General features: G+C 63.6%; 20 protein-coding genes and 2 pseudogenes. 13 read left to right on the plus strand and 9 right to left on the minus strand.

The window, feature by feature from the left end; genetic code table 11:
• Positions 1 to 9 precede the first annotated feature (9 nt).
• Genes CHB88_RS07110 through CHB88_RS07120 form a run of 3 tightly spaced genes read right to left on the minus strand, consistent with a single transcriptional unit; the run spans position 10 to position 2,421 of the window.
• Positions 10 to 1,176, minus strand: a complete 1,167-nt coding sequence (locus tag CHB88_RS07110; protein ID WP_089398618.1) for an ABC transporter substrate-binding protein — start codon at positions 1,174 to 1,176, stop codon at positions 10 to 12.
• 49 nt (positions 1,177 to 1,225) lie between these two features.
• Positions 1,226 to 2,179 (minus strand): fumarylacetoacetate hydrolase family protein, encoded by a 954-nt coding sequence (locus tag CHB88_RS07115; protein WP_089398619.1) that lies wholly within the window; start codon positions 2,177 to 2,179, stop codon positions 1,226 to 1,228.
• Positions 2,176 to 2,421, minus strand: coding sequence for a hypothetical protein (locus CHB88_RS07120; RefSeq protein WP_143131157.1), 246 nt, complete (start codon positions 2,419 to 2,421; stop codon positions 2,176 to 2,178). Before CHB88_RS07120 ends, CHB88_RS07115 begins: the two co-directional genes overlap by 4 nt.
• A gap of 105 nt (positions 2,422 to 2,526) precedes the next feature.
• Here CHB88_RS07120 and CHB88_RS07125 point away from each other — a divergent pair, with 105 nt between their 5' ends.
• A complete protein-coding gene (locus tag CHB88_RS07125) occupies positions 2,527 to 3,447 on the plus strand; it encodes a LysR family transcriptional regulator (protein WP_089398621.1) in 921 nt (306 codons plus the stop codon).
• Positions 3,448 to 3,677: 230 nt separating this feature from the next.
• Here the strand turns inward: CHB88_RS07125 and CHB88_RS07130 are convergent, their stop codons facing one another.
• Entirely contained in the window at positions 3,678 to 3,953 is a 276-nt protein-coding gene (locus tag CHB88_RS07130) for a hypothetical protein (RefSeq protein ID WP_089398622.1), read from the minus strand.
• Between the two features lie 144 nt (positions 3,954 to 4,097).
• Positions 4,098 to 4,334, minus strand: coding sequence for a DUF4148 domain-containing protein (locus tag CHB88_RS07135; RefSeq protein WP_176442357.1), 237 nt, complete (start codon positions 4,332 to 4,334; stop codon positions 4,098 to 4,100).
• Positions 4,335 to 4,432: 98 nt separating this feature from the next.
• Here CHB88_RS07135 and CHB88_RS07140 point away from each other — a divergent pair, with 98 nt between their 5' ends.
• The 6 genes and pseudogenes from CHB88_RS07140 (at position 4,433) to CHB88_RS07165 (ending at position 9,763) form a co-directional block, all read left to right on the plus strand.
• Entirely contained in the window at positions 4,433 to 4,687 is a 255-nt protein-coding gene (locus CHB88_RS07140; RefSeq protein ID WP_089398624.1) for a LysR substrate-binding domain-containing protein, read from the plus strand.
• Between the two features lie 125 nt (positions 4,688 to 4,812).
• Positions 4,813 to 6,129: a Rieske 2Fe-2S domain-containing protein gene (locus tag CHB88_RS07145; protein ID WP_089398625.1), complete on the plus strand. Its 1,317-nt coding sequence runs from the start codon at positions 4,813 to 4,815 to the stop codon at positions 6,127 to 6,129.
• Between the two features lie 57 nt (positions 6,130 to 6,186).
• A pseudogene (locus CHB88_RS25550) lies at positions 6,187 to 6,330 on the plus strand (ABC transporter substrate-binding protein); the annotation flags it as partial.
• Positions 6,331 to 6,443: 113 nt separating this feature from the next.
• The gene (locus CHB88_RS07155) at positions 6,444 to 7,418 is read left to right on the plus strand and encodes a PDR/VanB family oxidoreductase (protein ID WP_089398627.1); all 975 of its coding nucleotides are present in this window, start codon (positions 6,444 to 6,446) and stop codon (positions 7,416 to 7,418) included.
• Positions 7,415 to 8,629 carry a Gfo/Idh/MocA family protein gene (locus CHB88_RS07160; protein WP_089398628.1) on the plus strand — a complete coding sequence of 405 codons (1,215 nt, stop codon included), beginning with the start codon at positions 7,415 to 7,417 and terminating at the stop codon, positions 8,627 to 8,629. The genes CHB88_RS07155 and CHB88_RS07160 overlap by 4 nt, the downstream gene beginning before the upstream one ends.
• A gap of 114 nt (positions 8,630 to 8,743) precedes the next feature.
• Positions 8,744 to 9,763 carry a Bug family tripartite tricarboxylate transporter substrate binding protein gene (locus CHB88_RS07165; RefSeq protein ID WP_245844801.1) on the plus strand — a complete coding sequence of 340 codons (1,020 nt, stop codon included), beginning with the start codon at positions 8,744 to 8,746 and terminating at the stop codon, positions 9,761 to 9,763.
• A gap of 277 nt (positions 9,764 to 10,040) precedes the next feature.
• Here CHB88_RS07165 and CHB88_RS07170 read toward each other — a convergent pair whose 3' ends face one another.
• Positions 10,041 to 10,589 carry a MarR family winged helix-turn-helix transcriptional regulator gene (locus tag CHB88_RS07170; RefSeq protein WP_089398630.1) on the minus strand — a complete coding sequence of 183 codons (549 nt, stop codon included), beginning with the start codon at positions 10,587 to 10,589 and terminating at the stop codon, positions 10,041 to 10,043.
• 42 nt (positions 10,590 to 10,631) lie between these two features.
• Positions 10,632 to 10,718, minus strand: a pseudogene (locus tag CHB88_RS25555) (ABC transporter ATP-binding protein); the annotation flags it as partial.
• Positions 10,719 to 10,826: 108 nt separating this feature from the next.
• Here CHB88_RS25555 and CHB88_RS07175 point away from each other — a divergent pair.
• The 3 genes from CHB88_RS07175 to CHB88_RS07185 all read left to right on the plus strand — a co-directional run bounded on the left by CHB88_RS07175 (position 10,827) and on the right by CHB88_RS07185 (position 18,248).
• Positions 10,827 to 13,058 carry a hybrid sensor histidine kinase/response regulator gene (locus CHB88_RS07175; RefSeq protein ID WP_089398631.1) on the plus strand — a complete coding sequence of 744 codons (2,232 nt, stop codon included), beginning with the start codon at positions 10,827 to 10,829 and terminating at the stop codon, positions 13,056 to 13,058.
• Between the two features lie 202 nt (positions 13,059 to 13,260).
• A complete protein-coding gene (locus CHB88_RS07180; protein ID WP_217900136.1) occupies positions 13,261 to 14,331 on the plus strand; it encodes an alpha/beta fold hydrolase in 1,071 nt (356 codons plus the stop codon).
• A 347-nt stretch (positions 14,332 to 14,678) separates the two neighbouring features.
• Entirely contained in the window at positions 14,679 to 18,248 is a 3,570-nt protein-coding gene (locus tag CHB88_RS07185) for a PAS domain S-box protein (RefSeq protein ID WP_176442358.1), read from the plus strand.
• 220 nt (positions 18,249 to 18,468) lie between these two features.
• Here CHB88_RS07185 and CHB88_RS07190 read toward each other — a convergent pair whose 3' ends face one another.
• Entirely contained in the window at positions 18,469 to 18,960 is a 492-nt protein-coding gene (locus tag CHB88_RS07190) for a hypothetical protein (protein ID WP_143131158.1), read from the minus strand.
• Between the two features lie 151 nt (positions 18,961 to 19,111).
• On the opposite strand from CHB88_RS07190, the gene CHB88_RS07195 reads away from it, so the two are divergent.
• From CHB88_RS07195 to CHB88_RS07200, 3 genes are all read left to right on the plus strand, one after another.
• The gene (locus CHB88_RS07195) at positions 19,112 to 19,405 is read left to right on the plus strand and encodes an HU family DNA-binding protein (RefSeq protein ID WP_089398634.1); all 294 of its coding nucleotides are present in this window, start codon (positions 19,112 to 19,114) and stop codon (positions 19,403 to 19,405) included.
• A 215-nt stretch (positions 19,406 to 19,620) separates the two neighbouring features.
• Positions 19,621 to 19,842: a hypothetical protein gene (locus CHB88_RS24280; protein WP_143131159.1), complete on the plus strand. Its 222-nt coding sequence runs from the start codon at positions 19,621 to 19,623 to the stop codon at positions 19,840 to 19,842.
• Positions 19,843 to 19,862: 20 nt separating this feature from the next.
• Entirely contained in the window at positions 19,863 to 21,254 is a 1,392-nt protein-coding gene (locus tag CHB88_RS07200) for an HD-GYP domain-containing protein (RefSeq protein WP_089398635.1), read from the plus strand.
• A 248-nt stretch (positions 21,255 to 21,502) separates the two neighbouring features.
• Here CHB88_RS07200 and CHB88_RS07205 read toward each other — a convergent pair whose 3' ends face one another.
• Positions 21,503 to 23,737 (minus strand): NADP-dependent isocitrate dehydrogenase, encoded by a 2,235-nt coding sequence (locus CHB88_RS07205; RefSeq protein ID WP_089398636.1) that lies wholly within the window; start codon positions 23,735 to 23,737, stop codon positions 21,503 to 21,505.
• Positions 23,738 to 24,146: the final 409 nt, after the last annotated feature.

Below are 24,146 nucleotides of genomic sequence, written 5' to 3' on the forward strand. Positions count from 1 at the left end.
TGCCCGATATTACTTCGCATCGCACTTGTCGGCATAAGCATCGGCGTGGCCCTTGAGCACGCCCTCCTCCAGCAGCTTGAACTCCGGCCGCGGGCCGGCGCCCTTCACCACCTGGAAGATGTGATAGTCCTGCACCGGATAGTTGTTGTGGCCGAACTTGAAGTTGCCGCGCACCGACTTGAATTGCGCATTCTTGATCGCCCGGTTCAGCGCCTTGCGGTCGGCGACATTGCCCTTGATCGATTCGATGGCGCTGTTGAGCATCATCGCGGCGTCGTAGCTGAAGGCGGCATAGGCCGACGGCGTGCGGTTGTACTTGCGTTCGTAGGCGGACACGAAGCGCCGCGATTCCGGATTCGGCATGCCGGGGGTCCAGGTATCGCCGACCACCGCCCCGATGGCGGCGGCGCCCATGGCATCGGCCGATCCGCCTTCGATCATGTTGGAGGAGTAGAAGGGAATGCGCGAGGTGAGCCCCGCCTGCTGGTACTGACGCACGAAAGTGACGGCGAGCGCGCCCGGATAGAAGGTGTAGATCGCATCCGGCTTGGAAGCGGAGATCTGCGTGATCTCGGCGGAGAAGTCGAGCTGGTTCAGCGGCGTGTAGATCTCGTCCACGACCTCGCCCTTGTAGAAGCGCTTGAAGCCGCTGATCTTGTCCTTGCCGCCGACGAAGTTGGGCGTGAGCGTGCTGACGCGCTTGACGCCCTTGTCGGTGAGGTACTTGCCGACCGCTTCCGCCGGCACGTCGCTCTGCCACGACATCACGAACAGGTTGGGCTTGCACTGCGCGCCCGCCGTCGGGGACGGGCCGGCCACGGTGCCGATGAAGGGCACCTCGGTGGAGGCGATCTTGTTCTGCAGCGCCATCAGCACGTTGGCGAAGGTCAGCCCGGCGACGACGTCGACCTTGTCCTTGTCGAGGAACTTGGTCACCGCTGCCATGGCGGCCTCCGGCTTCTGCTGCTCGTCTTCCTTCAGCACCGTCGCCGGCACGCCGCCCAGCTTGCCGCCGAGATGTTCCAGCGCCAGCATGAAGCCGTCGAGCTGGTCGCGGCCGACTTCGCCCGAGGGCCCGGACAGGGTGGCAAGGAAGCCCACCTTGACGTCGGCCATCGCGGCGGGCGCGGCTGCGGCAATCAGCGCCGCCGCGGCGATTTTCATGGTTCGTTTCATGTCGTCTCCTTTTCCTTTTATCCTCTCGTCCGACTGCCGTCCCGCGCTGCTATACCACGGTGGTCTCCAGCTCGCCCAGGCCTTCGATCCAGACCCGCATCACGTCCCCGCGCTTGAGGAAATTGCCGCTCTCGGCGCCGACGCCGGCCGGCGTGCCGGTCAGGATGATGTCGCCGGGATGGAGGTCGATGCGTTCGCTCAGGTAGGCGATCTGGTCCGCCACGCCGTACAGGTGGTTGCGGGTGTTCGAATCCTGCTTCAGCTCGCCGTTGAGCCAGAGCTTGATGCCGAGGTTCTCGGGGGAATCGACGAACTCCGCCGGCGTCAGGAAAGGACCGATGGGGCAGGAGCCGTTGAAGCACTTGTGGCCGATCCAGTCGAAGCGGAAGGGCGAGGCAGGGTCCACCTGGTCGCGGCGGAACACGTCGCGCGCCGACAGGTCGTTCGAGCAGGTATAGCCGGCGACATGATCGAGCGCTTCATCGACCGACACCTTGGAGGCGCGACGGCCGATCACCACCGCCAACTCGGCTTCCCAGTCCAGCATGTTGGTGCGCGCCGGGAAAGGCACATGCTCCCGATGGCCGGCGAGCGTGCCGCGGCCGGCCTTGATGAAGTGCCAGGGCGGGATGCCAGCTGCCTTCGGATCGAGCACCAGCTTCATGTTCATCGCCCGCCCCATGGCTTCGACGTGGTCGCGGTAATTGGCGCCGGCGGCATAGATCACGCCGGGCTCGGCGAACGGCGGCAGCAGGCGGAGGCCTTCGGCGGCCAGCTCATGCTCGCCGCGGCGCGCCGGCGCATCGGCCAGGCGCTCCGCCAGCGGCGCCAGCGCTGCGCGGGCGCGTTCCCAGTCCTTGAGCAAGGCATCGATGCTGGCATGGCGCAGCGTGGCGGCGCCTTCGCCGGCCACGCCGGTCAGATCGTAGAGCCGGCCCTGGACGGCGATGCCGGTGGCAGCCTGACCTTGTCGGGCTGCATAGGTGAACAGCTGGTATTTCATTCGTCTCCTCCGTGCAAGCGGTAACCCGGCCGGATCTTGTTCTTTTGTCCGCGCGTCGGCGGCATTGCCGATTCATCTTGATCCGGCGTCTCCAAAAACTTCTGAACTAGGTCAAACGACCCGCACTTCCGGTACGGCCGCGCCGACTTTTCGTCGATGCCGCCGGCCTGCCTGTCTTCTCGGAACCAAACACCCGCAAGTGCCGCAGTTTTACCTGCTGAATCCGATTCTATGTCGCCCATGGCATGACAATCCATAGCTATTCATTGATTCAATGTATACATGCCATTTATACTACGTCCTCGCTGCCCGAAAGCGGGCGGCCGCTGGCGAAGGGAACGACCGGAATGAAGGATCTGAACCTGCTCTATGTCTTCGAAGCCCTGTGGCGCGAACGCTCGGTGACGCGCGCCGCCGAGCATCTGGCGCTGACCCAGGCGGCCGTGAGCAGCGCGCTGAAGCGCCTGCGCCAGGAGTATGGCGACAAGCTGTTCACCCAGATCGGCCGGCGCATGGAGCCGACACCCTATGCCGCTTCCATCGCCCATCAGATGCTGGGCGCGCTGGCGATGATACGCAAGGCGGACAACAGCGGCTCCCGCTTCGACCCGGAGACGTCGCAGCGGCTCTACACCATTCGCACCCGGGACATCGGCGAGGTGGTGTGCTTTCCCCGGCTGGTGAGCCTGCTGGCGACGGCGGCGCCGAACATCCGCCTGCGCACCGTGTTCAAGCCGATCGAGGAAACCCTGAACGAACTCGCGAGCGGTCAGATCGATTTCGCGCTCGGATTCCTGCCTTCGCTGGAGACCGCCATCCACCGGCGCATCCTGCTGAAGCAGCACTATGTCTGCGTGATGCGGGCAGGCCATCCGATCGCCAACGAGCCCTTGACGCTGGACCTGTTCCGCAGGCAATCCCATCTATTGGTGGAGTATTCGGGCAGCGGCCACCAGATCCTGGAACGGGCGCTGATCGGCGCCGGGGCCAAGTCGCAAATCAAGCTGCGGCTGCCGCAGTACCTGTCCAGCCCGCATTTCCTGATGACCTCCGACATGGTGTGGTGCGCGCCCGAAGCGCTGGCCAACACCCTGGCCGGCTACTATCCGCTGGCCATCAAGCCGATGCCGATCCGGCTGCCGGAGTTCGAGATCGCGCTTTACTGGCACGACCGCTTCCACAGCGATCGGGCCAACCAGTGGCTGCGCGATTTCATCGTGGAAAACCTGTCCGTCGAACCGATGCCGCCGCTGCCGGTGTCCGCCTGAACGCGCCGGGCACCAAGCCGAATCAGCGGGAGCCCTCGCCCAAGGTGGCTGATCATGAATCGAAGCGCGACGTCTTTGCCCGAAACGAAAAAAGCAGGACGGCTCTCAGCGAGCGCGTCCTGCCAAATCTCGGGAGACCGAGGAGACACTGGTAAGACAGGCGACACGGCCTGACTCGGGACACCGTCGGGGACGTGACGAGTCCCTGAAAATTCCTGAAGCTTCCACAGCTACTCTTCCTGCAATTTCACGATAGCGAGAACGCTGTAGTCATCAACCGGATCGAGCGGCACGACAAAGAATCCATGTGCCCGGAGCTTCGCGAGGGCTTCCTCATTGGCAAGCAGGTTACCCGTTTCGATGATGCGGTAAATCTGTCCGAACTCGTTCTCAATGCCAACTTTGACCGTTTCAGAAAGCGGCGCTGCAGGCAAATGAGCCAGGTGCTGCATCAACTCACGGTCGAAACCTGAAACGAACTTGCCGTCAAGGAGTGCTGTTTTCATCGCCTGTTCAATTGTGCGTCAATTGTAAGACGTTGACAAAGCTTGATGCAGATCAGTTCAATGGTTCGTTATCTGTCGGGCGGCATACAGACAAATGGGTGCAATGCCATCTCGCGTCCTTCCGCTACATCGAAAAGGCCGGCGTTACTTCTGGGACGCGGTGCGGGTGCTTTCCTTACCCTGAGCCAGCTGAGACTGCTGCTCTTTCACTGCCGGCGCCACCTTCACATAGAACTCGCTCATGCCGGGGCGGTAACCGTCGTTGTAGGCTTGCTGAAGCTCGGCTTTGACCTTTTCACGGGTATCGGTGGCATCAGCCGCCATGGCGGCAGCGCCAGCCGACAATAGTGTGAAGGCTGCGAAGATGTATGTGGCTTTCATGATCCGACTCCTTTGGGGTTGAGATGAAGTCAGCATATTCGTTTCCCGAGAAGGGATAAAGGTCGATTCTTGCAATAGATTGTTCTCTACGGTGAACAATGAGTGACAAGCCAAACCGTTTTCACGTCGGCCGTCGCAGCGTATTTGCCCAGCGCCACCCTCATCTCGCCATAGCCCTGCAAAAGAGCGATCGCGTAATCGATGTGGTCGAAGAAGGAATCGACGTCGCCATCCGCCTCGGCCGGCTGCGGGATTCGTCGCTTCGTGCGGCGAAACGGACGAGTTTGAACAGCATGTCGTCGCGTCGCCAAGCTGCCGTCGGCAGAGCAAGCGCCCGAAGACGCCGGAGGTGATGAACATTTACGCTGCTGCCCGCTGCGCGTAACCTGACAAAAACTTCTTCTGGACGCCGCCGGAAAACCTTCCTATAATTTTCCAAAAATGCTTAGACCTCTAAGTATAATCATCGGAGACTCCCATGCTTACCAAGGAAGAGAACGAATTGCTTTGCCGCGTCGAGGGCGACGCGCCCATGGGCCGGATCTTCCGGCGACATTGGCAGCCGGTATGCCTGATCGAAGAAGTTGCGGAGCCGGACGGGGCGCCCGTCCGCGCGCGCATGATGGGCACCGACCTGGTCGTGTTCCGCGACAGCGATGGCCGCGTCGGCGTGCTCGATGAAAACTGCCCGCACCGCCGTGCCTCGCTGGTGCTCGGACGCAACGAGGAAGGCGGCCTGCGCTGCCTGTATCACGGCTGGAAGATGGATGTCGTCGGCAACGTCCTGGAAATGGCCTCCGAACCTTCCGCCAGCGCGATGATGGAAAAAGTGAAGCACCGCGCTTATCCGGTGCAGGAATGGGGCGGCATGGTGTGGACCTATCTCGGTCCGCAGGATGAAGTGCCGCCCTTCCAGCCGCCGGCGTGGGCGCCGAATGAAGACGTGCGGGTCTCCATCGCCAAGGCGGTCATACCCTGCAATTGGGCACAGATCCTGGAAGGCGCGATCGACTCCGCCCACAGTTCCAGCCTGCACTCCTCGGACATGGTGCCGGCGCGGGTGCAAAGCGCCGGCGCCACCGACAAGCTGTGGCTGCGCCCCTCCACCGACAAGGCGCCGCGCCTGCAGGTGCAGCGCACTTCCTATGGCTTCCGCTATGCCGCACTGCGCCGTCCAATGCAAAACGCGCAGGCCAACGAATATGTGCGCCAGACGGTGTTCGTGGCGCCGGCCACCGCGCTGATTCCTCCCAACAATCTGTACAACGTCGCCAACATCAACGTCCCGGTGGACGACACCACCACGGCGTTCTATTTCATCGCCTGGGGCCATCCGGCGCAAACGCCGGAGACGGAGTCGTGGCGCAAATTCCTCGGCCAGCAGGTGGGCGTGGATCTGGATTCGCAGTACCGGCCACTGCGCAACCGCGACAACAACTTCTGGCAAGACCGCGAAGCCATGAAGGCTGGCAACTTCACCGGCATCAAAGGCTTTCCCAACCAGGACATCGCGATGTGGGTCACGATGGGTCCGATCGCCGACCGCAGCATGGACGTGGTCGGCGGCAGCGACCTGGCCATCGTCGAGTTCCGCCGGCAAATGGTGGAAGCGGCGCGCGACGTCGCGGCCGGCAAGCCGGCCATCGGCACCGGCGACGCTGCCATCCCGCGCGATGTCTGTTCGTATCAGGCCATCGTGCCCAAGACCACCGACTGGCGCGAGTTCAAGACCAGCTTCGTCTGGGGCGAAAGCGGCGGCCCCGAGATGGAGTCGCAATACCAGATCAAGCAATAACTTGGTGCGGCCTTCCGGGCGAGCCGGCGGACCGGAGAGAACAAGAGGGGACGAGCAATGGCCAAGCTTCAGCTTCCGGTCGCCATCGGCGACTGCGACCGTACACGCGCGCTGCGCGACGGCAGCGTGCAGATCGATGGTGTCGACCCGGGCTGCATGACCGCCTCGCCGGGAAATATCTTCTTTCGCGCCTTCCGCCATCAAGCGGTCGGGAGACCTGGATCGCCTCCCCGATGCGAGCGCCTCTCCGACATCCGTACCACCATTAGGCCACGGAACGATTTCAAACCAGTCTCAAACCAGTCGAGGTAAGCATGGAAGCCGAAGAAACCGATGAGATCATGATGCCTTTGCGCATTGCCAGCATTGTCGACTTGGCCGACGGCATCCGCAGTTTCGAGTTGGTCCATCCGGATGGCGCGGAACTGCCGCCGTTCACGCCTGGGTCCCATGTGAAGGTGCGGACGCCGAACGGCGCGATCCGCAAGTATTCGCTGTGCAACGACCCCGCAGAGGGGCATCGCTATGTCATCGCGGTCAAGCGCGACGCCAACGGCCGCGGCGGGTCGCTCAGCATAGTGGACGATGCGAAGCAGGGCGATACGCTGCCAACCTCGCCGCCGGAAAATGCCTTTCCGCTGAAGGAAGGCGCCCCCGGCTACGTGTTCATTGCGGGCGGCATCGGCATCACGCCGATCCTGTCCATGATTCGCTCCTTCGGCGACGCGCCGCCGGCGCCGTGGAAGCTCTACTACCTGACGCGCTCACCGCAGAGCACTGCCTTCCTCGATGAACTGGCCCAGCCCCGGTACAAGGGCAAGGTCGTCATTCACCATGACGGCGGCGATGCGATGCAAGCCTACGATCTCTGGCCGGTGCTGGAAAAACCGGGCCGCACGCATGTGTATTGCTGCGGGCCGCAGCCGCTGATGGATGCGGTGCGGGACATGTCCGGGCACTGGAACCCGGGCAACATCCATTTCGAAAGCTTCAACGACGGCGGCAAGCCGCGCCCCGACGACAAGCCGTTCACCGTACGCCTGGCGGGCAGCAATGAAGCGTTCGAGGTGCCGGTGGGCGAGACCATCCTGTCCGTGCTGAAGCGGGCCGGGCATCGCATTCCGTCTTCCTGCGAAAGCGGCAGCTGCGGCACGTGCAAGACGCGGCTGGTGGCCGGCGTGGCGGACCATCGCGACATGGTGCTGATGCCGGAAGAAGGCGACACGCACATCATGGTCTGCGTGTCGCGCGCCAAGAGCGACGAAATCACGGTGGAGCTGCCCCGATGACCGCTTCGACGGACACGGCCTCGGCGGCATCGCGCCGCCTGCGCCTGGGCGTATCGGGTCTTGGGCGCGCCTTTTCGCTCATGTTGCCCACTTTCCTGAAGGAGGCGCGGATCGAGCTGGTTGCCGCATGCGATCCGCGCGAAACCGCACGCGCCCAGTTCGCGCGCGACTTCAACGCCCCGGTGTATGACGACATCGACCAGTTGGCCCGCGACCCACGGGTAGAGGCAATCTACATCGCCAGCCCGCATCAATTCCATGCCGAACAGACGCGCGTGGCCGCCCGACATGGCAAGCATGTGCTGGTGGAAAAGCCGATGGCGCTCACGGTGCAGGAATGCGACGCCATGATCGCCGACTGCGAACAGGCGGGGGTGTACCTCATCGTCGGCCATTGCCACAGTTTCGACAGTCCTTACCTGCAGGCGCGTGCGCTCATCGACAGCGGCGACTTCGGCGCAGTCCGCATGATCCATGCGCTCAACTACACGGACTTCCTGTACCGCCCGCGCCGGCCCGAGGAACTGATGACCGAGGCTGGCGGCGGCGTGGTGTTCAGCCAGGCGGCGCACCAGGTGGACGTGGTGCGCCTGCTGGCCGGACAACGGGCCGTTCGGGTTCGCGCGGTGATGGGACGATGGGACGAGGCGCGACCGACCGAAGGCGCCTATTCGGCGCTGCTCTGGTTCGAGAACGGCGCCTTCGCATCGATCAGCTACAACGGCTATGGCCACTTCGATTCCGACGAATGGTGTGACTGGGTAGGCGAACTGGGCGCGCCGAAAGACCCCGCCGACTATGGCGCTGCGCGCCGTCGCCTGGCCGGTGTCGCATCGGCCGACGAAGAGGCGCGGCTGAAGAATGCGGCCACCTATGGCGGCCCGCAATATAAAGCGCCGGCGTCTGCCGGTTCGGGAAGCAGCGGCGGTCGGCATCAGCATTTCGGGCCGGTTATCGTGTCCTGCGAAAGGGCCGATCTTCGGCCTTTGCCTGACGGATTGATGGTGTATGGCGACATGCAGCGTGAACGGCGGGCCTTGCCGGCCCCGGCGGTGCCGCGTTTCGAGGTCATCGATGAGCTCTACGCAGCAATCCAGCACGGCGAAAAGCCGCTGCACGATGGCTATTGGGCACGCGCCACGCTGGAAATCTGCCTGGCGCTGCTGGCATCCGGGAAGACCGATAGCGACGTGTCGCTTGTTCTGCAATGAACCGATTGCAGCTAAATCACTTGTTCTCCTCGGCGCGGATTTGATTTACTGTAAAGATGGACGGCCTCATCCAGAAGCTGCAATCAAGCTGATAACCATAATTAAAGCCATTCGTTGCCGTCACAAATGGCTCCATTTCATACAAGAGAAATAGAGGACGATATGACAAAACGAAAATTGATTTGCACGATGGTGGCGTCGGCTGCCTTGCTGGCGATGCCAGGCGCCGTATTCGCACAGGAAAGTCCCAAGGTGATCCGATTCGTCGTCCCCTATGCGCCGGGAGGGCTGCCGGACACCGTGGCGCGCATCGTCGCGCAGCATCTGCAGCAGAACAGCGGAAAGACCGTGGTTGTCGAAAACCGCCCCGGAGCGAATGGAGCGGTTGCCGCCGCCGCGCTGGCGACCTCGCCGGCCGACGGAAGCACTTTCCTGGTCACGGACGGATCGATGATCACGATCAATCCCCTGATCACGAAGAACATGTCATATAACCCGGACAAGGACCTGGTGCCGGTATCCTTGATTGCGACGTCGCCGCTCTTCCTGGCCACCAACGCCAACGTCAAGGCCAACACCCTGGATGAATTCATCAAGCTCGCCAAGGCGAATGGCGCTTCCATGAACTATGGTTCGTCCGGGATCGGCAGCTCGCATCATCTGGCGATGGAGGCGTTGAAAGCAGGGCTGGGCATCCCGCTGCAGCACATCCCGTACAAGGGTTCCGGCGCTTCCGTACCGGCCTTGGTGGGTTCCCAGGTGGACGTGGTTTATTCCGCCTATCCTTCGCTTGCCGGCTTCGCCAAAGACGGCAAGGTGAAAATCCTCGCGACCAATTCGGCCACCCGGTCCAGTCTGGCGCCCAACGTCCCGGCCGTCGCGGAGAAACTGCCGGGTTATGACTTCGCGGTGCGGGTCATTGCGCTGGCACGCGCTGGCACGCCCCAACCGGTGATTCAGACGATGTCGTCCGAGATCGCCAAGGTGGTCAAGGAAGCCGACGTGGTCAGCAAGTTCAAGTCCGCCGGTATCGAGCCGGTAGGCGGGTCTCCGGCACAGCTGGAAGAAGCGCTCAAGGCGGAGAAGGAACGCATGGCCGTCGCAGGCAAACAGGCGCACCTGCTCCCGGAATAAAAGGCCTCGCTGCTGGCATGCGAGTCTGCGCTATCCGGACGCCTGCGCCATGCGGTCCGGATGGCAGGCCAACTGGTCTTGACTTACGCTCGACGCCGTTCGAATCCATACCGTCGCCTCTGGCCATCGGAGGCGATTAGCGGTCGGGACAATCGGCGAGCAAATCCGTCCGTGCTTTCACAAGACGTGTCGGGGATGGCCTTTGTTGATGTCGAGTTGCTTTGTCCTTGGGACCATGGCGCGCATGCGCCAGGCATCCTGCAGCAAGCTGCGGACGCTAATTCTTTCCGACACCGAGGCGTGCCAGATTACGCGTGGACGGCATGCGCCGATTTTCAGCCCTTGCCCTTTCTTCATCCTGGGCCAGGTTGGCGATGATCGCGAGCAGCGCCTTGCGCGTGGTAGCGATCTCAGCCGGGGTCAATCCGGCCGTGCCAACCGCATTCACCTCCTCCGCCAACGGGACCAGCTTGCTTTTGAGCGCTTTGCCCACCGGTGTCAGGAAGACGTGCATGTTCTTCTTATTCCCCGGTAACTGGCGACGCTCGATATAGCCCAGGCTTTCCATCGCTTTCAACGCCACATTCGTCGTGGATTCCATGACGCCCGCCCCGTCGCTGAGTTCACGCTGAGTCAGGCCGTCCGCTTCCCATAGAATGCGCAGGAAGGCCCAGTGGCCGAAAGAAACGTCATGCTCCGTCAGGCGCAGCTGCAGCGCCCGGACCAATGCGCGGGTCGCGTCCTTGACCAGATGGGCCAGGCGATCGTCGGGTACCGCATCGCGCCAGTGCTGTAACAAGCGCTGGGTATCGTTATCACTCTTCATGGAGCATTATCGTACCCGCAAATCGACCACTCGGAGGCTGCAGGTCTTTTTGCCGGCGTCGCTGGGGCCGATGATGGCGTGCAGCTCGCCCGGCTGGATGTCGATCGACACGTGGTCGGTGACCCGCAGGCCGCCATGGCTGGTCGACCGGAATGGATGCGGTGGCTTTACTTCCCGAAAGACGGCTCCCGCCGGATCCGTATATCATGAGCGATCCGCATTCGTACAAGGCCTGCAATGACCATCCGTACCCGTCTCATCGCGCTGGTGCTGTCCGTCATGCTGCCTGCCTTCCTGGCTTCCGCGCTGGCGGTATGGTTCGTCTATACGGAGCAGAAGCTCGCCCAGGACAAGGGCATTGCCGAAGCGGCGCGCGCCCTGGCGCTGCTGGTCGACAATGAAATCGAGGCTTCCGAAACCCTGTTGAGAGGCCTTGCCGCCTCGCCCCTGCTGTCCCAGGGCGATATTCCGGCCTTCTACGAACACGCCAGGCGCGTCGCTCCGACGCCGGACACCACCATCGTGCTGAGTTCGCTCGATGGCCGCCAGCTCCTCAATACCCGCTTGCCGTTCGGCCGTACGGTAAAGAGCGTGAATTCGCGGTTGATGGAATTGCGGCGCCGCGCCGGAAACGATGCCGTCGTCGTTTCCGATCTGTTCATTGCCCAGGTGAGCAATCGCCATGATTTCGTGGTTCAGGTGCCGGTCGTCATCGATGGCGCCGTCCGCTACCATCTCGGGCGCGGCATGTCGGCGAGCCTGATGCAGCCCCTGCTCAAGGGCCAGGGATTGCCGGCCAACTGGGTGGCCGCGGTGATCGACCGCCAGGGAACCGTGGTTGCCCGCACTGCCGACGGCGAACGCTTCGTCGGCCAGAAAATGAACGGCAGCCTCGCCGAGAAGATCGCGCGCCATCCCGAAAGCGGAACCAACGACGGCTACACGCTCGACGGCCGGCAGGTGAAGGCGTTCTATTACCGCGCGCCCGAATCGCAATGGACGGTGATCCTGAGCGTGCCAACGACCGAACTGAGGCGCCCAGCGGTTCAGGCGGCATTGCTCCTGACGGCGCTGATGGCGATCATCCTGACGAGCGCCATCATCCTCGCCCGCCATTACGCCTCGCAGACGGTGGGCGCCGTGCAGCGGCTGCAGGAGCATGCGGCGCGCCTGGGCCGGGGCGAAGCGGTGCCTCCGGCGGCATCCGGCCTGATGGAACTGGACGCGGTTCAGAACGAGCTGGTCTCCGCCAGCAACCGGATCCGGCAAAACCAGACGGAGCTGAAGAAAAAAGTGGCGGAGGCGATCGAGTCCACCGAACGGGCCCAGCGCGCCCTGCTCCAGGCGCAGAAGCTTGAAGCCCTCGGCCGCCTGACGGGCGGCGTCGCGCACGATTTCAACAACGTCCTGCAGACGCTCACCACCTCGCTGCATTTGATCCGGATCGAGCGGCAGCCGGAGCGCATCCTTCAACGCGTGGACCTGTGCGAGAAGGCGATCGCCCGCGCCACGGCGCTGGTCGGGCAGATGCGCTCCTTCGGCCGGGTCAACAATGTGGCGCTCGAAACCTTCGATCCCGGCGCCGCCGTGTCGGGCATGATGCCGATGGCGGAAAGCGCCATGCCCAGCAACATCAGGCTGAAACAGGAGATCGCCTCCCCCATCTGGCCGGTGACGGCGGACCCGACCCAGCTGGAACTGGCGTTGCTGAATCTGCTGATGAATGCCCGCGATGCGATGCCCGCCGGCGGCGACATCGTCGTGCGCGTCAAGAATGATGCGCACGATGCCGTGCGGCTGGGCTTGCCGGCCGGCGACTATGTGTGCATCGAAGTCACCGACTGCGGCAGCGGGATGTCGCCGGAAGTGATGCAGAATGCGCTCGATCCGTTCTTCACGACCAAGCCGGTCGACAAGGGGACCGGGCTGGGACTGCCGCAGGCCTACGGCTTCGCGGCCCAGGCGGGCGGCATCCTGACCCTGGAAAGCGCTCTCGGCGCCGGGACCACGGTGCGCATCCATCTGCCCCGCGAGACGCGCCGGTCGGTGCCGGCGCTGCCGGCCGCACGCTCGTCTGCCGGCCGGCCCGATGTCAGCGGCACGCTCCTCCTCGTGGAAGACGACGAACTGGTACGCCACAGCATGGCTCCCTTGCTGGCGGAAGCGGGATTCAACGTCATGCTCGCCGGCGATGGCGATGAAGCGTGGGCCATGATCCGCAGCGGCGCCGCCATCGACGCCATCCTGTCCGACATCGTCATGCCGGGGACGATGAACGGCGTCGCCCTGGCCCGCCATGTGCGCGCCCATTACCCCGCCATCGCCGTCTTGCTGGTGACCGGCTATTCGGACGAAGCTTCCGACATCGACGACATCCGGCTGCTGCCCAAGCCTTATCAAGTTTCCACCGTCATCGACATTCTCGCGGCAGCGATCGCCGAGCGAAGGGCGGCTGCGCTGTCCGCCTGAACCGTCGCACCCCCGGCAGGCGTGGACCCGCCGACATGCCATCAAGATACTGAACCGGCTCTTTTCACTTCCATTGGCGCCGCTCAAGGCCTGGAACCATCGCTTTCGCAGCGCATCGTAACGCCCTGCAGGCGTTCACGGCGCGTCTGCCGGACGAAGATGGTCCGCGCACCCGCATTGCCGCCAAGCAGATGAAAGGGAAATGATGACCTCCTCCACCCGTCAACTCGATCAGGCCGCACCGGACGAAGCCAGGGCGCCGGCGCTGCGCGGCAAGTCGATGCCGGTGATCGCCGGCCTGCTGGCCACACTGGCCGCTTCCGCCGCCTTCGTCCGCTACAAGACGAATCAGGTGGAAAAGCAGAATCCGCCCGCCGGAAAATTCGTCGAGGTCAACGGGGTGCGGCTTCACTATGTCGAGCGGGGCGAAGGACAAGCGCTGGTCCTGCTGCACGGAAACGGCACCTCGTCGCAGGAGGTGGACAGCAGCGGGCTGATCGATGTGGCCTCGGCCAGCCATCGCGTCCTTGCCTTCGATCGCCCCGGCTACGGCTACAGCGAGCGCCCGGGTCGGATGAAATGGAACGCAGAGGCGCAGGCCGACCTCCTGCATGAAGCGCTGCAGCGGCTCGGCGTCGAGAAGCCGATCATCGTCGCCCACTCCTGGGCGACGATGGTGGCCATCGCCTTCGCGCTGCGCCATCCAGGCGCCGCGCGCAGCCTGGTGCTGCTTTCGGGCTACTACTACCCCACGCCGCGCATGGATGTGGCAGCATTCTCGCCGACCGCCCTCCCCGTCGTTGGCGACGCCATGCGCCACACGGTCTCGCCGCTCATCGGCCGGGCGATGTGGCCTGCCTTTCTCGCCAAGCTGTTCGCGCCGACGGCCGCGCCGCAACGCTTCCTGAGCGAGTATCCGGTGTGGATGTCGCTGCGGCCCGGGCAGCTGCGCGCCACCACCGAAGAGATCGCGATGATGATTCCTTCGGCCGCCGAGCTGAGCGCGCGCTATGGCGAGCTGAAGCTGCCGGTGGTGATCATGGCCGGCAAGTCCGACCTGCATGTCCTGCCCCGGCTGCACTCGGAGCGCCTGCATGCCGCCATCCCGCACAGCAAGCTGGTGCTGGTATCCGGCGTGGGACACATGGTCACGCATTCGGCGCTGCCGGAAGTGATGCAGGCGATCCGGACGGCGGATGGTGACAGCCATGCAATGGCATCGCAAGGCGTCCCGGCCGCGCCGGCTTCCGCAGGGAGCGCTGCGGCCGGCTGAGCGCGGCATTCGCTCAGGCAGTCGGAGGATATGCGGAACATGCCGCAACCACGCCCTCCGCGTCCCCGCTGGCAGCACCTCATCCACAGCCCGGAAACCGCAGCGGCGCACGCATAGCCCGGGCAGCGAAGCCGGGCGGCTGACGCGTTATCGATTCTTCAACGCCATCTGGCGCAGGCAAGCCGCGCTTGCGTCAGGCGCCCCTGCTTTGGCGGCGGCTTGCCTTCCCCAATACACCACATGGGCGAACCCATTCCCGGACATGTCGGCTGCGAAGATTGACGCCATCCTCGGCAATGAACTATAGTCGGTTCATATTGCCGCAAAGAAACTCCATCAGCAGTTCCATGTCCATGCCTTCCCTTGCCGCACCGGCACTCGCAGCCACACTGCGCCAGCTTGCCGACACCGCCCGAATGATCGTCTGGATGACGGATGCCGACGGGAATTGCCTCTATCTCAACCAGAGCGTCGCCGCCGCCGTGGGCGACCATAGTCGGATCCACCTGTCGGACTGGCTGCAATTCATTCATCCTGAGGACGCCGGCGCGGTTCATGCGCAGCTCGCCGAAGCCTTCCGCACCCGCGCCGAATACCAGCATGAGTACCGCATCCTGAAGGGCGACGGTTCCAGCCGCTGGGTGCTCGGCTGCGGCGCGGCGCGCTTCGATGCCGATGGCCGGTTCGCTGGCTACAACGGCACCATCCTGGATGTCACGCGGCAGCACGAGGCCCATGAGCGGCTGGCGCGCAGCGAAGCGGAGTACCGCCTGCTGGCCGAAAACACTTCGGACCTGATCTGCCGCTGCGACGCCGACGGCAACTATGTCTATGTCTCTCCGTCCTATCAGCGGCTGCTCGGCCATGATCCGGCGCGGATCATCGGCACCAGCGCCCTGTCCACCGTGCATCCCGACGACGTGCCGCAGATCCTGGAAGAGCTTCAGCGCCAGGAAATCACCGGCGCCGATCCGCAGGTGATCGATATCCGCAAGGGCGACAGCAGCGGCCGCTACCTCTGGGTCGGCGCCAAGATCGAAGCCATCTGCGATCCGATCACCCGCAAGCGCTCGGGCACGGTATCCATCCTGCGCGACATCGCCGAGGAGAGGCGCGCCCGGGAGCAGATCAGGCGCAGCGAAGAGCGCTTCCGCCGCCTGACGCAGCTTTCCTCCGACTGGTATTGGGAGACCGACAGCGGCGACCGCTTCACGTTCATCTCCGAGGGCATCCATAAGGTTCTCGGCACGCAGCCGCAGGATCTTCTCGGCGCCCGGCGCGGCGACCTCGCCGTCAGCTTCGGCAATACCGAGCTGCCGCACTACCAGGAAGCGATCGGCAATCACCAGCCGTTTCGCGACATCGTCTTCTCCGGCACGAACCGGCTGACGGGCAGGCGTTTCCACGCCAGCATTTCAGGCGAACCGGTGTTCGCCGACGGGCAGTTCAAGGGCTACCACGGCATCGGCCGGAACATCACCAAGGAAAGAACGGTGTTCCAGCAGCTGTCGGATCTCGCCGACGAGAACAAGGCCCTGGTGGAGCATTCGACCGACATCATTTCCCTCGCCGATGGACAGGGCAGGCTGCTGCGCATCAACGACGCCGTCCGCGACGTGCTCGGCTACGAGCCGCAGGCCTGCCTGGGCCGGGTGCATGCCGACTTCCTCCATCCCGACGACGTGCCGCACGTGAAGGCGATGGCGGACGAACTGCGCAGCGCCAGCGGGATGGGCATGGTGAAGGACTATGAGTCGCGCTATCTGCGCAAGGATGGCGGGATCGCCTACCTTTCGCTGTCGGCCAGCTGGTCGGCGAAGAAGAAGGTCATGTACTGCATTGCCCGCGATGTCACCGAACGCAACCTGGCGCGCATCGCGCTGCAGGCATCGAAGGACCAGATGCTCACCATGCTGGAAAGCATAGGCGACGCCTTCTTCGCGCTGGATGGCAACTGGCGCATCACCTACATGAACCAGAAGACCGCGCAGTTCGCCGGCATCGAGCGCGACAGCGCCATCGGCCAGATCGTATGGCAGGTGATCCCCGGCATCGTCGACATGCCGGTGTTCCGGCATTATGAAACCGTCATGCTGAGCCGCGTGCCGCTGGTGGTGGAGGAATACTGGGAGCCGTCGGATGCCTGGGTCGAGGCCCGCATCCATCCGCAGAGCGACGGCATCGCCGTCTACTTCCACGACATCACGGCGCGGCGCGATGCCGAACGCACCATCCGCGACAGCGAGAAGCGCCTGCGCGAAATCATCGAGATGACGCCGGCCGCCTACATCCTGGCCGACGGCCAGGCCCATTTCCTCGATGTCAATCCAGCCCTGTGCGAGCTGTCCGGCTATGCCAAGGAAGAGCTGGTCGGCCAGGGGCTGGGCGTGCTTTTCACGTATTGTCCCTGGCACGGCGCGCTCTCAATGCCCTTCGGCCCGACCGTGGCGCACGGCATGGAAGCCGTCATCCGCCACAAGCAGGGGCATGAGCTGCATGTGCTGTTCAGCGGCAGCATCCGGCGCGGCACGGACGGCATGGCGGAATCCTTCACCGCCTTCCTCAACGACATCACGCAGCGCAAGCAGGTCGAGCAGCAGCTCGAAACCCTGGCCACGCACGACATGCTCACCGGCCTGCCGAACCGCGTGCTGATCAATCGCCGGCTGCAGAAGATGCTGGATGCCTCGCCCGACGAAGCGATCGCGGTGATGTTCATCGACCTCGACCGCTTCAAGGAGGTCAACGATTCGATGGGCCATGCGCCCGGCGACCTGCTGCTGCGCCAGGTCGCGCACCGGCTTCAGGGCTGCATGCGCCCGGCCGATGTGGTGGCGCGGCTCGGCGGCGACGAATTCGTCGTGGCGGCGCACTGCTCCGACGGACGCAGTTCGGCGGCGGCCATTGCGCGCAAGCTGCTGGCCAGCCTGGCCGAACCGTTCCAGGTGGAGGGCCAGGAAGTCTTCATCAGCGCCTCGATCGGCATCAGCATGTTCTCCGAGGACGGGCGCACCAAGGAACTGCTGTTCCAGAATGCCGATACCGCCATGTACCGCGCCAAGACGGGCGGCCGCAACAATTTCCAGTTCTTCGAAGCCGAGATGACCGCCGAGGCGAAACGCCGCATGGCGCTGGAGCATTCGCTGCGGCGCGCGCTGGAGCGGAATGAATTCGAGGTGCACTACCAGCCGCGGGTGGACCTGAAGTCGCTGCGCGTGGTGGGCATGGAAGCCCTGCTGCGCTGGAACCATCCGCAGATGGGATGGATTCCGCCATCGGAATTCATCCCCATCGCCGAGGACAAGGGCATGATCAATGCCATCGGACAATGGGTGATGGCGCAAGCCTGCCGCCAGACCCAGGCGCTGATGGACAGGCTCGGCCGCGCGCTCAGCGTCTCGGTCAACCTGTCGGCGCACCAGCTGCGCGATCCGGCCCTGGTGGGCAGCGTTCGCGCTGCGCTGAGCGAGTCCGGGCTGCCGCCCTCGGCGCTTGAACTGGAGCTGACCGAAACCGCGCTGATCGAGGATGTCGACCACTCGGTCAACGTGCTCAGGACGCTGAAGCAGGCGGGCCTGATGCTGTCGGTGGATGACTTCGGCACCGGCTACTCCGGGTTGTCCTACCTGAAGCGCTTCCCGGTCGATATCCTCAAGCTGGACAGGTCGTTCGTCTACCAGCGCACAGAGGGCGTGAGCAGCTTTGAATTCATCAAGGCGCTGGTCGACATGGCGCACGCGCTGAAGCTGTCGGTGGTGGCCGAAGGGATAGAAACGCCGGACATCCTGACGCTGCTGACGGATGCCAGCTGCGACCACGGCCAGGGCTATTTATTCGCCCGACCCATGCCGCTGGCGCGGCTGGAACAGTTCCTCGAAGAGGAGAACGTGCCGGCATCCGAAAGCGGCGGCGCCTGACAGTGGAGCGGCCCGCTGCCGCCGCTTCGAATTCGCGCCGGAGGAGCCATGGCTGTAATGACGCGAGCGGATCGGCATGGAATCGCGCCGATCGCCCGCCGGCGGCTTTCTGCTCGACGAAGCAATCCAGGCTTGCGGACGGCGGACCTGACCTTTAGTCAGCGACGCCGCGTATGCGCCATTGCCGCATGCGGCACTGCGCACGCCCGCAGGCCGGGCATCAGCCCTGGTAGAACTGCCGCTGGCGGCCCTTGCCCGAATCCTTGATTGCGCCGCTCTTCACCATGCCGCGCAGCGCCATCACCATGCGCTGAGCCAGCTTCTTGCGCAGCTCCGGCGAGAGCGAGGTGCCGATGCGCTGGGTCGCGGCCTCCAGTATCTGCGGCGCGGTCCTGGGCTCGGTGTCGACCAATTCCATCCAGAAGCTGCCGCCGGTGGCCGGCAATTCACCGCCGCCCGACTTGGCAGCGCGACCGCGCTTGGCGGCGCCGGCGCTCTTCTTCGGCGCGGACTGCTTCGCGGCGCGGGCCGGCCGGCCGCGGCGTGCCTTGCCGGATTCCTGCGCGCCGCCGGTTTCGAGGTCCGGGATCTGCTCCAGGTCGTCGAGCGCCTTCTCAAGCGCTTCGATTCGGCGCTGATAAAAATCCACACCCTGCATCGCCTGCGCCAATTCGGCTTTGATTGAATCTCTTGCTTGAATGAGACTGGACATGAAAGGCCCCCGTTTGAAGTTGAAAAGGTTTTTGCCCTGCGCTGTAAGACATGGTTCCGCGTAGCTATGATGGCTTCGCTTGCATTTCGTTCAAGGGGCATGTTAACTTCCGCTTGGGCAATGCCCTTTGTATTAACTCAAGAGGAATGGAATGAATAAAGCAGAATTGATCGAAGCCCTGGCCGCGGAAACGGGCACCACTAAAGCTCAAGCCAAGCAAAGTGTCGAATTGTTGATCGACTACATCAAGAACGGCTTGAAAAAGGAAGGCCGTTTCTCGCTGTCGGGCCTCGGCACGTTCAGCGTCGGCCAGCGCGCCGCCCGTACCGGCCGCAATCCCCAGACCGGCGAAGCCATCAAGATCAAGGCCAGCAAGACCGCCAAGTTCAAGGCCGCGCCCGATCTGAAGGAAGCGGCAGCCAAGTTCAAGGCGAAGAAGGCCTAAACGGTTGCCGGGTGAAGCGTTATTGCTCGGCGCTTCGCCCGCTCCCGCTGCGCCGTCGCTTGAATCAATTAAGGCTGCGCATTGAACCGGCAGAAAGTCGGTTGCAGCACCGTGAACCTGTTAATCCTCTTTTAACACTTCTTCCGCCAGCCCGGCCGATGCGCGCCGACGGCTTCAATCAGACGCGATCGAGATTGAATCAATATTAAAAAGACATGCGTCATTTGCAAGTCTTCCGCTCGACCGCCTTCCATACGGCATCAGTCCTGCTTCAAATCGGTCGCATCAATCGGATGGGTCGCGCCTGCGCCGGCAGCGATGACATCAATGATGTTGTTTCATCGCCTTATCAAAGTTTTCAATTAAAAGCTTCAATCGATAAAGGTGCCGCGGCCGGCAGGCAAATCAGGTACATTAGCAAACAGTGGTTTCCTTGAAGAAATCAATCAGCCCTGCCATGCCTGCCACCCTGACCGAACTTGAATCAACGCCCATCGTGCCGCTGGCGCCCGGGGCCATCAAACTGAGCGAATTGATCGGCGCGCTCAGCCACGCACTGGACATGACGGAAGGGCAGCCGCCCGGACACTGCCTGCGCTGCTGCTGGATCGGCATGCATATCGGCCGGAAAATAGGCATGAGCGACGAACAGTTATGGGAGCTGTATTACACCCTGCTGCTGAAGGACCTCGGCTGCAGCAGCAACGCCGCGCGTATCTGCGAGCTCTATCTCACCGACGACCTCCACTTCAAGCGCGACTTCAAAACCGTCGGCGACAGCCTGCCGCAGGTGCTGCATTTCGTGCTGACCCATACCGGGCTCAAGGCCGGCACCGCGGAGCGCTTCCGCAGCGTGCTGAACATCATGCGCAATGGCACCGAGATCGCGCACGATCTGATCGTCACGCGCTGCCAGCGCGGCGCCGACATCGCCCGTCTGCTGCGCTTCTCCGACGGCGTCGCCGCCGGCATCTACAGCCTCGACGAACACTGGAACGGCAAGGGCAAGCCGGAAGGACTGGCCGGCGATGCGATTCCGCTCTACGCCCGCATTGCGCTGCTGGCGCAGGTCGTCGATGTGTTTCATACGGCCGGCGGCCCTGCCGCAGCGCTGGACGAGGCGCACCTGCGCGCGGGGCGCTGGTTCGATCCGGCGCTGGTCGCGGCGCTGGAAGGCGCAGCGCAGTCGCCAGGGTTCTGGTCCACGCTCGCGGAGGAAAACCTGGCTCTTGCGGTGCATGCGCTGGAACCTTCCGGCCATGCCGTGCCGCTGGACGAGGACTACCTGGACGACATCGCCGAAGCCTTCGGCCAGGTGGTGGATACCAAGAGCCCCTACACCAGCGGCCACAGCGCGCGCGTGGCGCTTTACACCGACCTGATCGCCGAGAGCCTTTCCCTGCCCGGGCAGCGCCGGCGCTGGCTGCGCCGCGCGGCCCTGCTGCACGACATGGGCAAGCTCGGCGTCAGCAACACCATCCTGGACAAGGCCGGCAAGCTCGACCGCGACGAATGGGACGCGGTGAAGCTCCATGCGCAGTTTACCGAAGAGATCCTGTCCCGCATCGGCGCTTTCGCCGAGCTGGCCGTCATCGCCGGCGCCCATCATGAACGCCTGGACGGCGGCGGCTATCCGCGCGGCCTGAAGGCGGAACAGATCACGCTGGAGACCCGCATCATCACCACCGCCGACATCTTCGACGCCATCACCGCCGAGCGCCCCTACCGCGGCGCCATCCCGGTCGACAAGGCGCTCGCGATGATGGAAGAGACGGTGGGCACGGCCATCGATGCGCGCTGCCTGGACGCTTTGCGCGCGGCGCTGAGGCGGTTGCCGGCGGTTGTTTAATCTGGGCTTATGCTGCAAGACTCAAACAAGGCGGGCGCGGCTTCACTTGATTGAGAATGCTGCGATCAAGAACAGGTCGAAGCCACCGCACGCAGCGGCCCGCGTTCCGCGTCGACTTTCCCGAGCAGAAAATAAAAGCGATCCTTGAAGCATTTTCAAGGATCGCTTTACATTAAACGTGCGCTATCTGGACATGCCCGACACGCAAATTGTTGGCGCACCGGACAGCGCCGATGCGCTTCTGAGCCTTACGCCCCAGCCTTCTCCAGCGCGGCGTTGAAGGTCGCGCTCGGACGCATCACGGCCTTGACCTTGGCATCTTCCGGCTTGTAGTAGCCGCCGATGTCCACCGGCTTGCCCTGGATCTCGATCAGCTCGGACACGATCTTCTGCTCGTTGTCGGCAAGCGTCTTGGCCAGCGGCGCGAAGTAGGCGGCGAGTTCCTTGTCTTCGGTCTGCGCCGCCAGTTCCTGCGCCCAGTACATGGCGAGGTAGAACTGGCTGCCGCGGTTGTCGAGCTCGCCGGTCTTGGGCGAAGGCGACTTGCGGTTGTCGAGCAGCTTGCCGGTGGCGGCGTCGAGCGTCTTGGCCAGCAGCTTCGACTTGGCGTTGCCGGTCTTGATGCCCATGTCCTCCAGGCTCACCGCCAGCGCCAGGAACTCGCCCAGCGAATCCCAGCGCAGGTGGTTTTCCTGCACCAGCTGCTGCACGTGCTTAGGCGCGGAGCCGCCGGCGCCGGTCTCGTACATGCCGCCGCCGGCCATCAGCGGAACGATGGACAGCATCTTGGCGCTGGTGCCGAGTTCCAGGATCGGGAACAGGTCGGTCAGGTAGTCGCGCAGGATGTTGCCGGTGACCGAGATGGTGTCCAGGCCGCGCCAGACGCGCTCTAGGGTGTAGCGCATGGCGCGGGTCTGCGACATGATCTGGATGTCGAGGCCGCTGGTGTCATGGTCCTTGAGATAGGTCTTGACCTTCTTGATCAGCTCGGCCTCATGCGGACGGTAGGTGTCGAGCCAGAACACGGCCGGCATGCCGGAGTTGCGGGCGCGGGTGACGGCCAGCTTGACCCAGTCGCGGATCGGCGCGTCCTTCACCTGGCACATGCGCCAGATGTCGCCCTTCTCGACGTTCTGCGACAGCAGCACTTCGCCGGTGGCGAGGTCGGTGATGTTGGCGACGCCGTCTTCCGGAATTTCGAACGTCTTGTCGTGCGAGCCGTATTCCTCCGCCTGCTGCGCCATCAGGCCGACGTTCGGCACGGTGCCCATGGTGCGCGGATCGAAGGCGCCATGCCATTTGCAGAAGTTGATGATCTCCTGGTAAATGCGGGCGAAGGTGCTCTCGGGGATGACCGCCTTGACTTCCTTGAGGCGGCCGTCGGCGCCGTACATCATGCCGCCGGCGCGAATCATCGCCGGCATGGAGGCGTCGACGATCACGTCGCTGGGCGAATGGAAGTTGGTGATGCCCTTGGCCGAGTCCACCATCGCCAGTTCCGGACGGCTCTCGTGGCAGGCGTGGATGTCGCGCATGACCTCTTCGCGCTGCGAATCCGGCAGGGTGGCGATCTTGTTGTACAGGTCGACCATGCCGTTGTTCACGTTCACGCCGAGGCTGTCGAACAGCGCGCCGTGCTTCTCGAATGCCTGCTTGTAGAAGATGCGCACGCAGTGGCCGAACACGATGGGGTGCGACACCTTCATCATCGTCGCCTTCACGTGCAGCGAGAACATGACGCCGGACTTGCGGGCATCTTCGATCTGGCGCTCATAGAACTCGAGCAGCGCCTTGACGCTCATGAACATCGAATCGATGATTTCGCCTTCCTGCAGCGAAACCTTGGGCTTGAGCACGACGGTCTTGCCGCTCTTGGTCAGCAGTTCCATCTTGACGTCGCGGGCGCGGTCCAGGGTCATGGACTTCTCGCCGTGATAGAAGTCGCCGCCATGCATGTGCGACACGTGGGTGCGCGATGCCTGCGACCACTCGCCCATGGAGTGTGGATTCTTGCGGGCATACTCCTTCACGGCGCGCGGCGCGCGGCGGTCGGAATTGCCTTCGCGAAGCACCGGGTTGACGGCGGAGCCGATGCACTTGTTGTAGCGGGCCTTGATGGCCTTCTCTTCGTCGGTCTTCGGGTCGGCGGGGTAATCCGGGATCTTGTAGCCTTTGTCCTGCAGTTCCTTGATCGCGGCCAGCAGCTGCGGCATGGAGGCGCTGATGTTGGGCAGCTTGATGATGTTGGCGTCCGGCTCCAGGGTCTTCTTGCCGAGTTCGGTGAGCGTGTCGGGCACGCGCTGCTCCGGCGTCAGGTACTCCGGGAAATTGCCCAGGATGCGTCCCGCCACCGAGATGTCGCTCTGCTCGATGCGGATGCCGGCCGGCTTGGTGAAGGTGCTGATGACAGGCAGGAAGGCGTGGGTCGCCAGCAGAGGCGCCTCGTCGGTTAGCGTGTAGATGATGGTCTGATCGCTGCTCATGCGCTTTTTCCTCGGTTTTCGCGAATGGTTTGGAGTTCGGATACTGGAAACACCGCTCGTCTAGGCTCGCGGCCGGGCGACACCCTGATCACCCTGCACCATTGTGAACCGTCATGGGCAGATCGTGAAGCTCACATCCCCGTTCAACGTCTATCCTGACCAGCCCGGGGGCCCGCAGAGATGGCTGCGCGAAACGCCTTTGGGAAAGCGCGGCAGCCTGAAGAAGGGAGACAGGGCCGGGTGGGCCGATTTTTCTCCGTGGCCAAGTCTTATATAAGACATAAGACAGGCTCCGTATTATGCACGAGATTTTCACAAGATGCAATTTTATGCGGGAGCATCAGCGCATCCGGAATGGGGGTGCGGCTCCCGGAAAGCATTCGATCGGAAGGCGTCCGGACAGTTTCCG

It is taken from the genome of Noviherbaspirillum humi (genome assembly GCF_900188095.1).
Classification (GTDB): Bacteria; Pseudomonadota; Gammaproteobacteria; order Burkholderiales; family Burkholderiaceae_D; genus Noviherbaspirillum; species Noviherbaspirillum humi.

Coding starts and splice junctions, on each gene's coding strand:
- CHB88_RS07110 (WP_089398618.1), bottom strand. CDS start 1,176: ATGAAACGAACCATGAAAATCGCCGCGGCGGCGCTGATTGCCGCAGCC.
- CHB88_RS07115 (WP_089398619.1), bottom strand. CDS start 2,179: ATGAAATACCAGCTGTTCACCTATGCAGCCCGACAAGGTCAGGCTGCC.
- CHB88_RS07120 (WP_143131157.1), bottom strand. CDS start 2,421: ATGGGCGACATAGAATCGGATTCAGCAGGTAAAACTGCGGCACTTGCG.
- CHB88_RS07125 (WP_089398621.1), top strand. CDS start 2,527: ATGAAGGATCTGAACCTGCTCTATGTCTTCGAAGCCCTGTGGCGCGAA.
- CHB88_RS07130 (WP_089398622.1), bottom strand. CDS start 3,953: ATGAAAACAGCACTCCTTGACGGCAAGTTCGTTTCAGGTTTCGACCGT.
- CHB88_RS07135 (WP_176442357.1), bottom strand. CDS start 4,334: ATGAAAGCCACATACATCTTCGCAGCCTTCACACTATTGTCGGCTGGC.
- CHB88_RS07140 (WP_089398624.1), top strand. CDS start 4,433: ATGAGTGACAAGCCAAACCGTTTTCACGTCGGCCGTCGCAGCGTATTT.
- CHB88_RS07145 (WP_089398625.1), top strand. CDS start 4,813: ATGCTTACCAAGGAAGAGAACGAATTGCTTTGCCGCGTCGAGGGCGAC.
- CHB88_RS07155 (WP_089398627.1), top strand. CDS start 6,444: ATGGAAGCCGAAGAAACCGATGAGATCATGATGCCTTTGCGCATTGCC.
- CHB88_RS07160 (WP_089398628.1), top strand. CDS start 7,415: ATGACCGCTTCGACGGACACGGCCTCGGCGGCATCGCGCCGCCTGCGC.
- CHB88_RS07170 (WP_089398630.1), bottom strand. CDS start 10,589: ATGAAGAGTGATAACGATACCCAGCGCTTGTTACAGCACTGGCGCGAT.
- CHB88_RS07175 (WP_089398631.1), top strand. CDS start 10,827: ATGACCATCCGTACCCGTCTCATCGCGCTGGTGCTGTCCGTCATGCTG.
- CHB88_RS07180 (WP_217900136.1), top strand. CDS start 13,261: ATGATGACCTCCTCCACCCGTCAACTCGATCAGGCCGCACCGGACGAA.
- CHB88_RS07185 (WP_176442358.1), top strand. CDS start 14,679: ATGTCCATGCCTTCCCTTGCCGCACCGGCACTCGCAGCCACACTGCGC.
- CHB88_RS07190 (WP_143131158.1), bottom strand. CDS start 18,960: ATGTCCAGTCTCATTCAAGCAAGAGATTCAATCAAAGCCGAATTGGCG.
- CHB88_RS07195 (WP_089398634.1), top strand. CDS start 19,112: ATGAATAAAGCAGAATTGATCGAAGCCCTGGCCGCGGAAACGGGCACC.
- CHB88_RS24280 (WP_143131159.1), top strand. CDS start 19,621: ATGCGTCATTTGCAAGTCTTCCGCTCGACCGCCTTCCATACGGCATCA.
- CHB88_RS07200 (WP_089398635.1), top strand. CDS start 19,863: ATGCCTGCCACCCTGACCGAACTTGAATCAACGCCCATCGTGCCGCTG.
- CHB88_RS07205 (WP_089398636.1), bottom strand. CDS start 23,737: ATGAGCAGCGATCAGACCATCATCTACACGCTAACCGACGAGGCGCCT.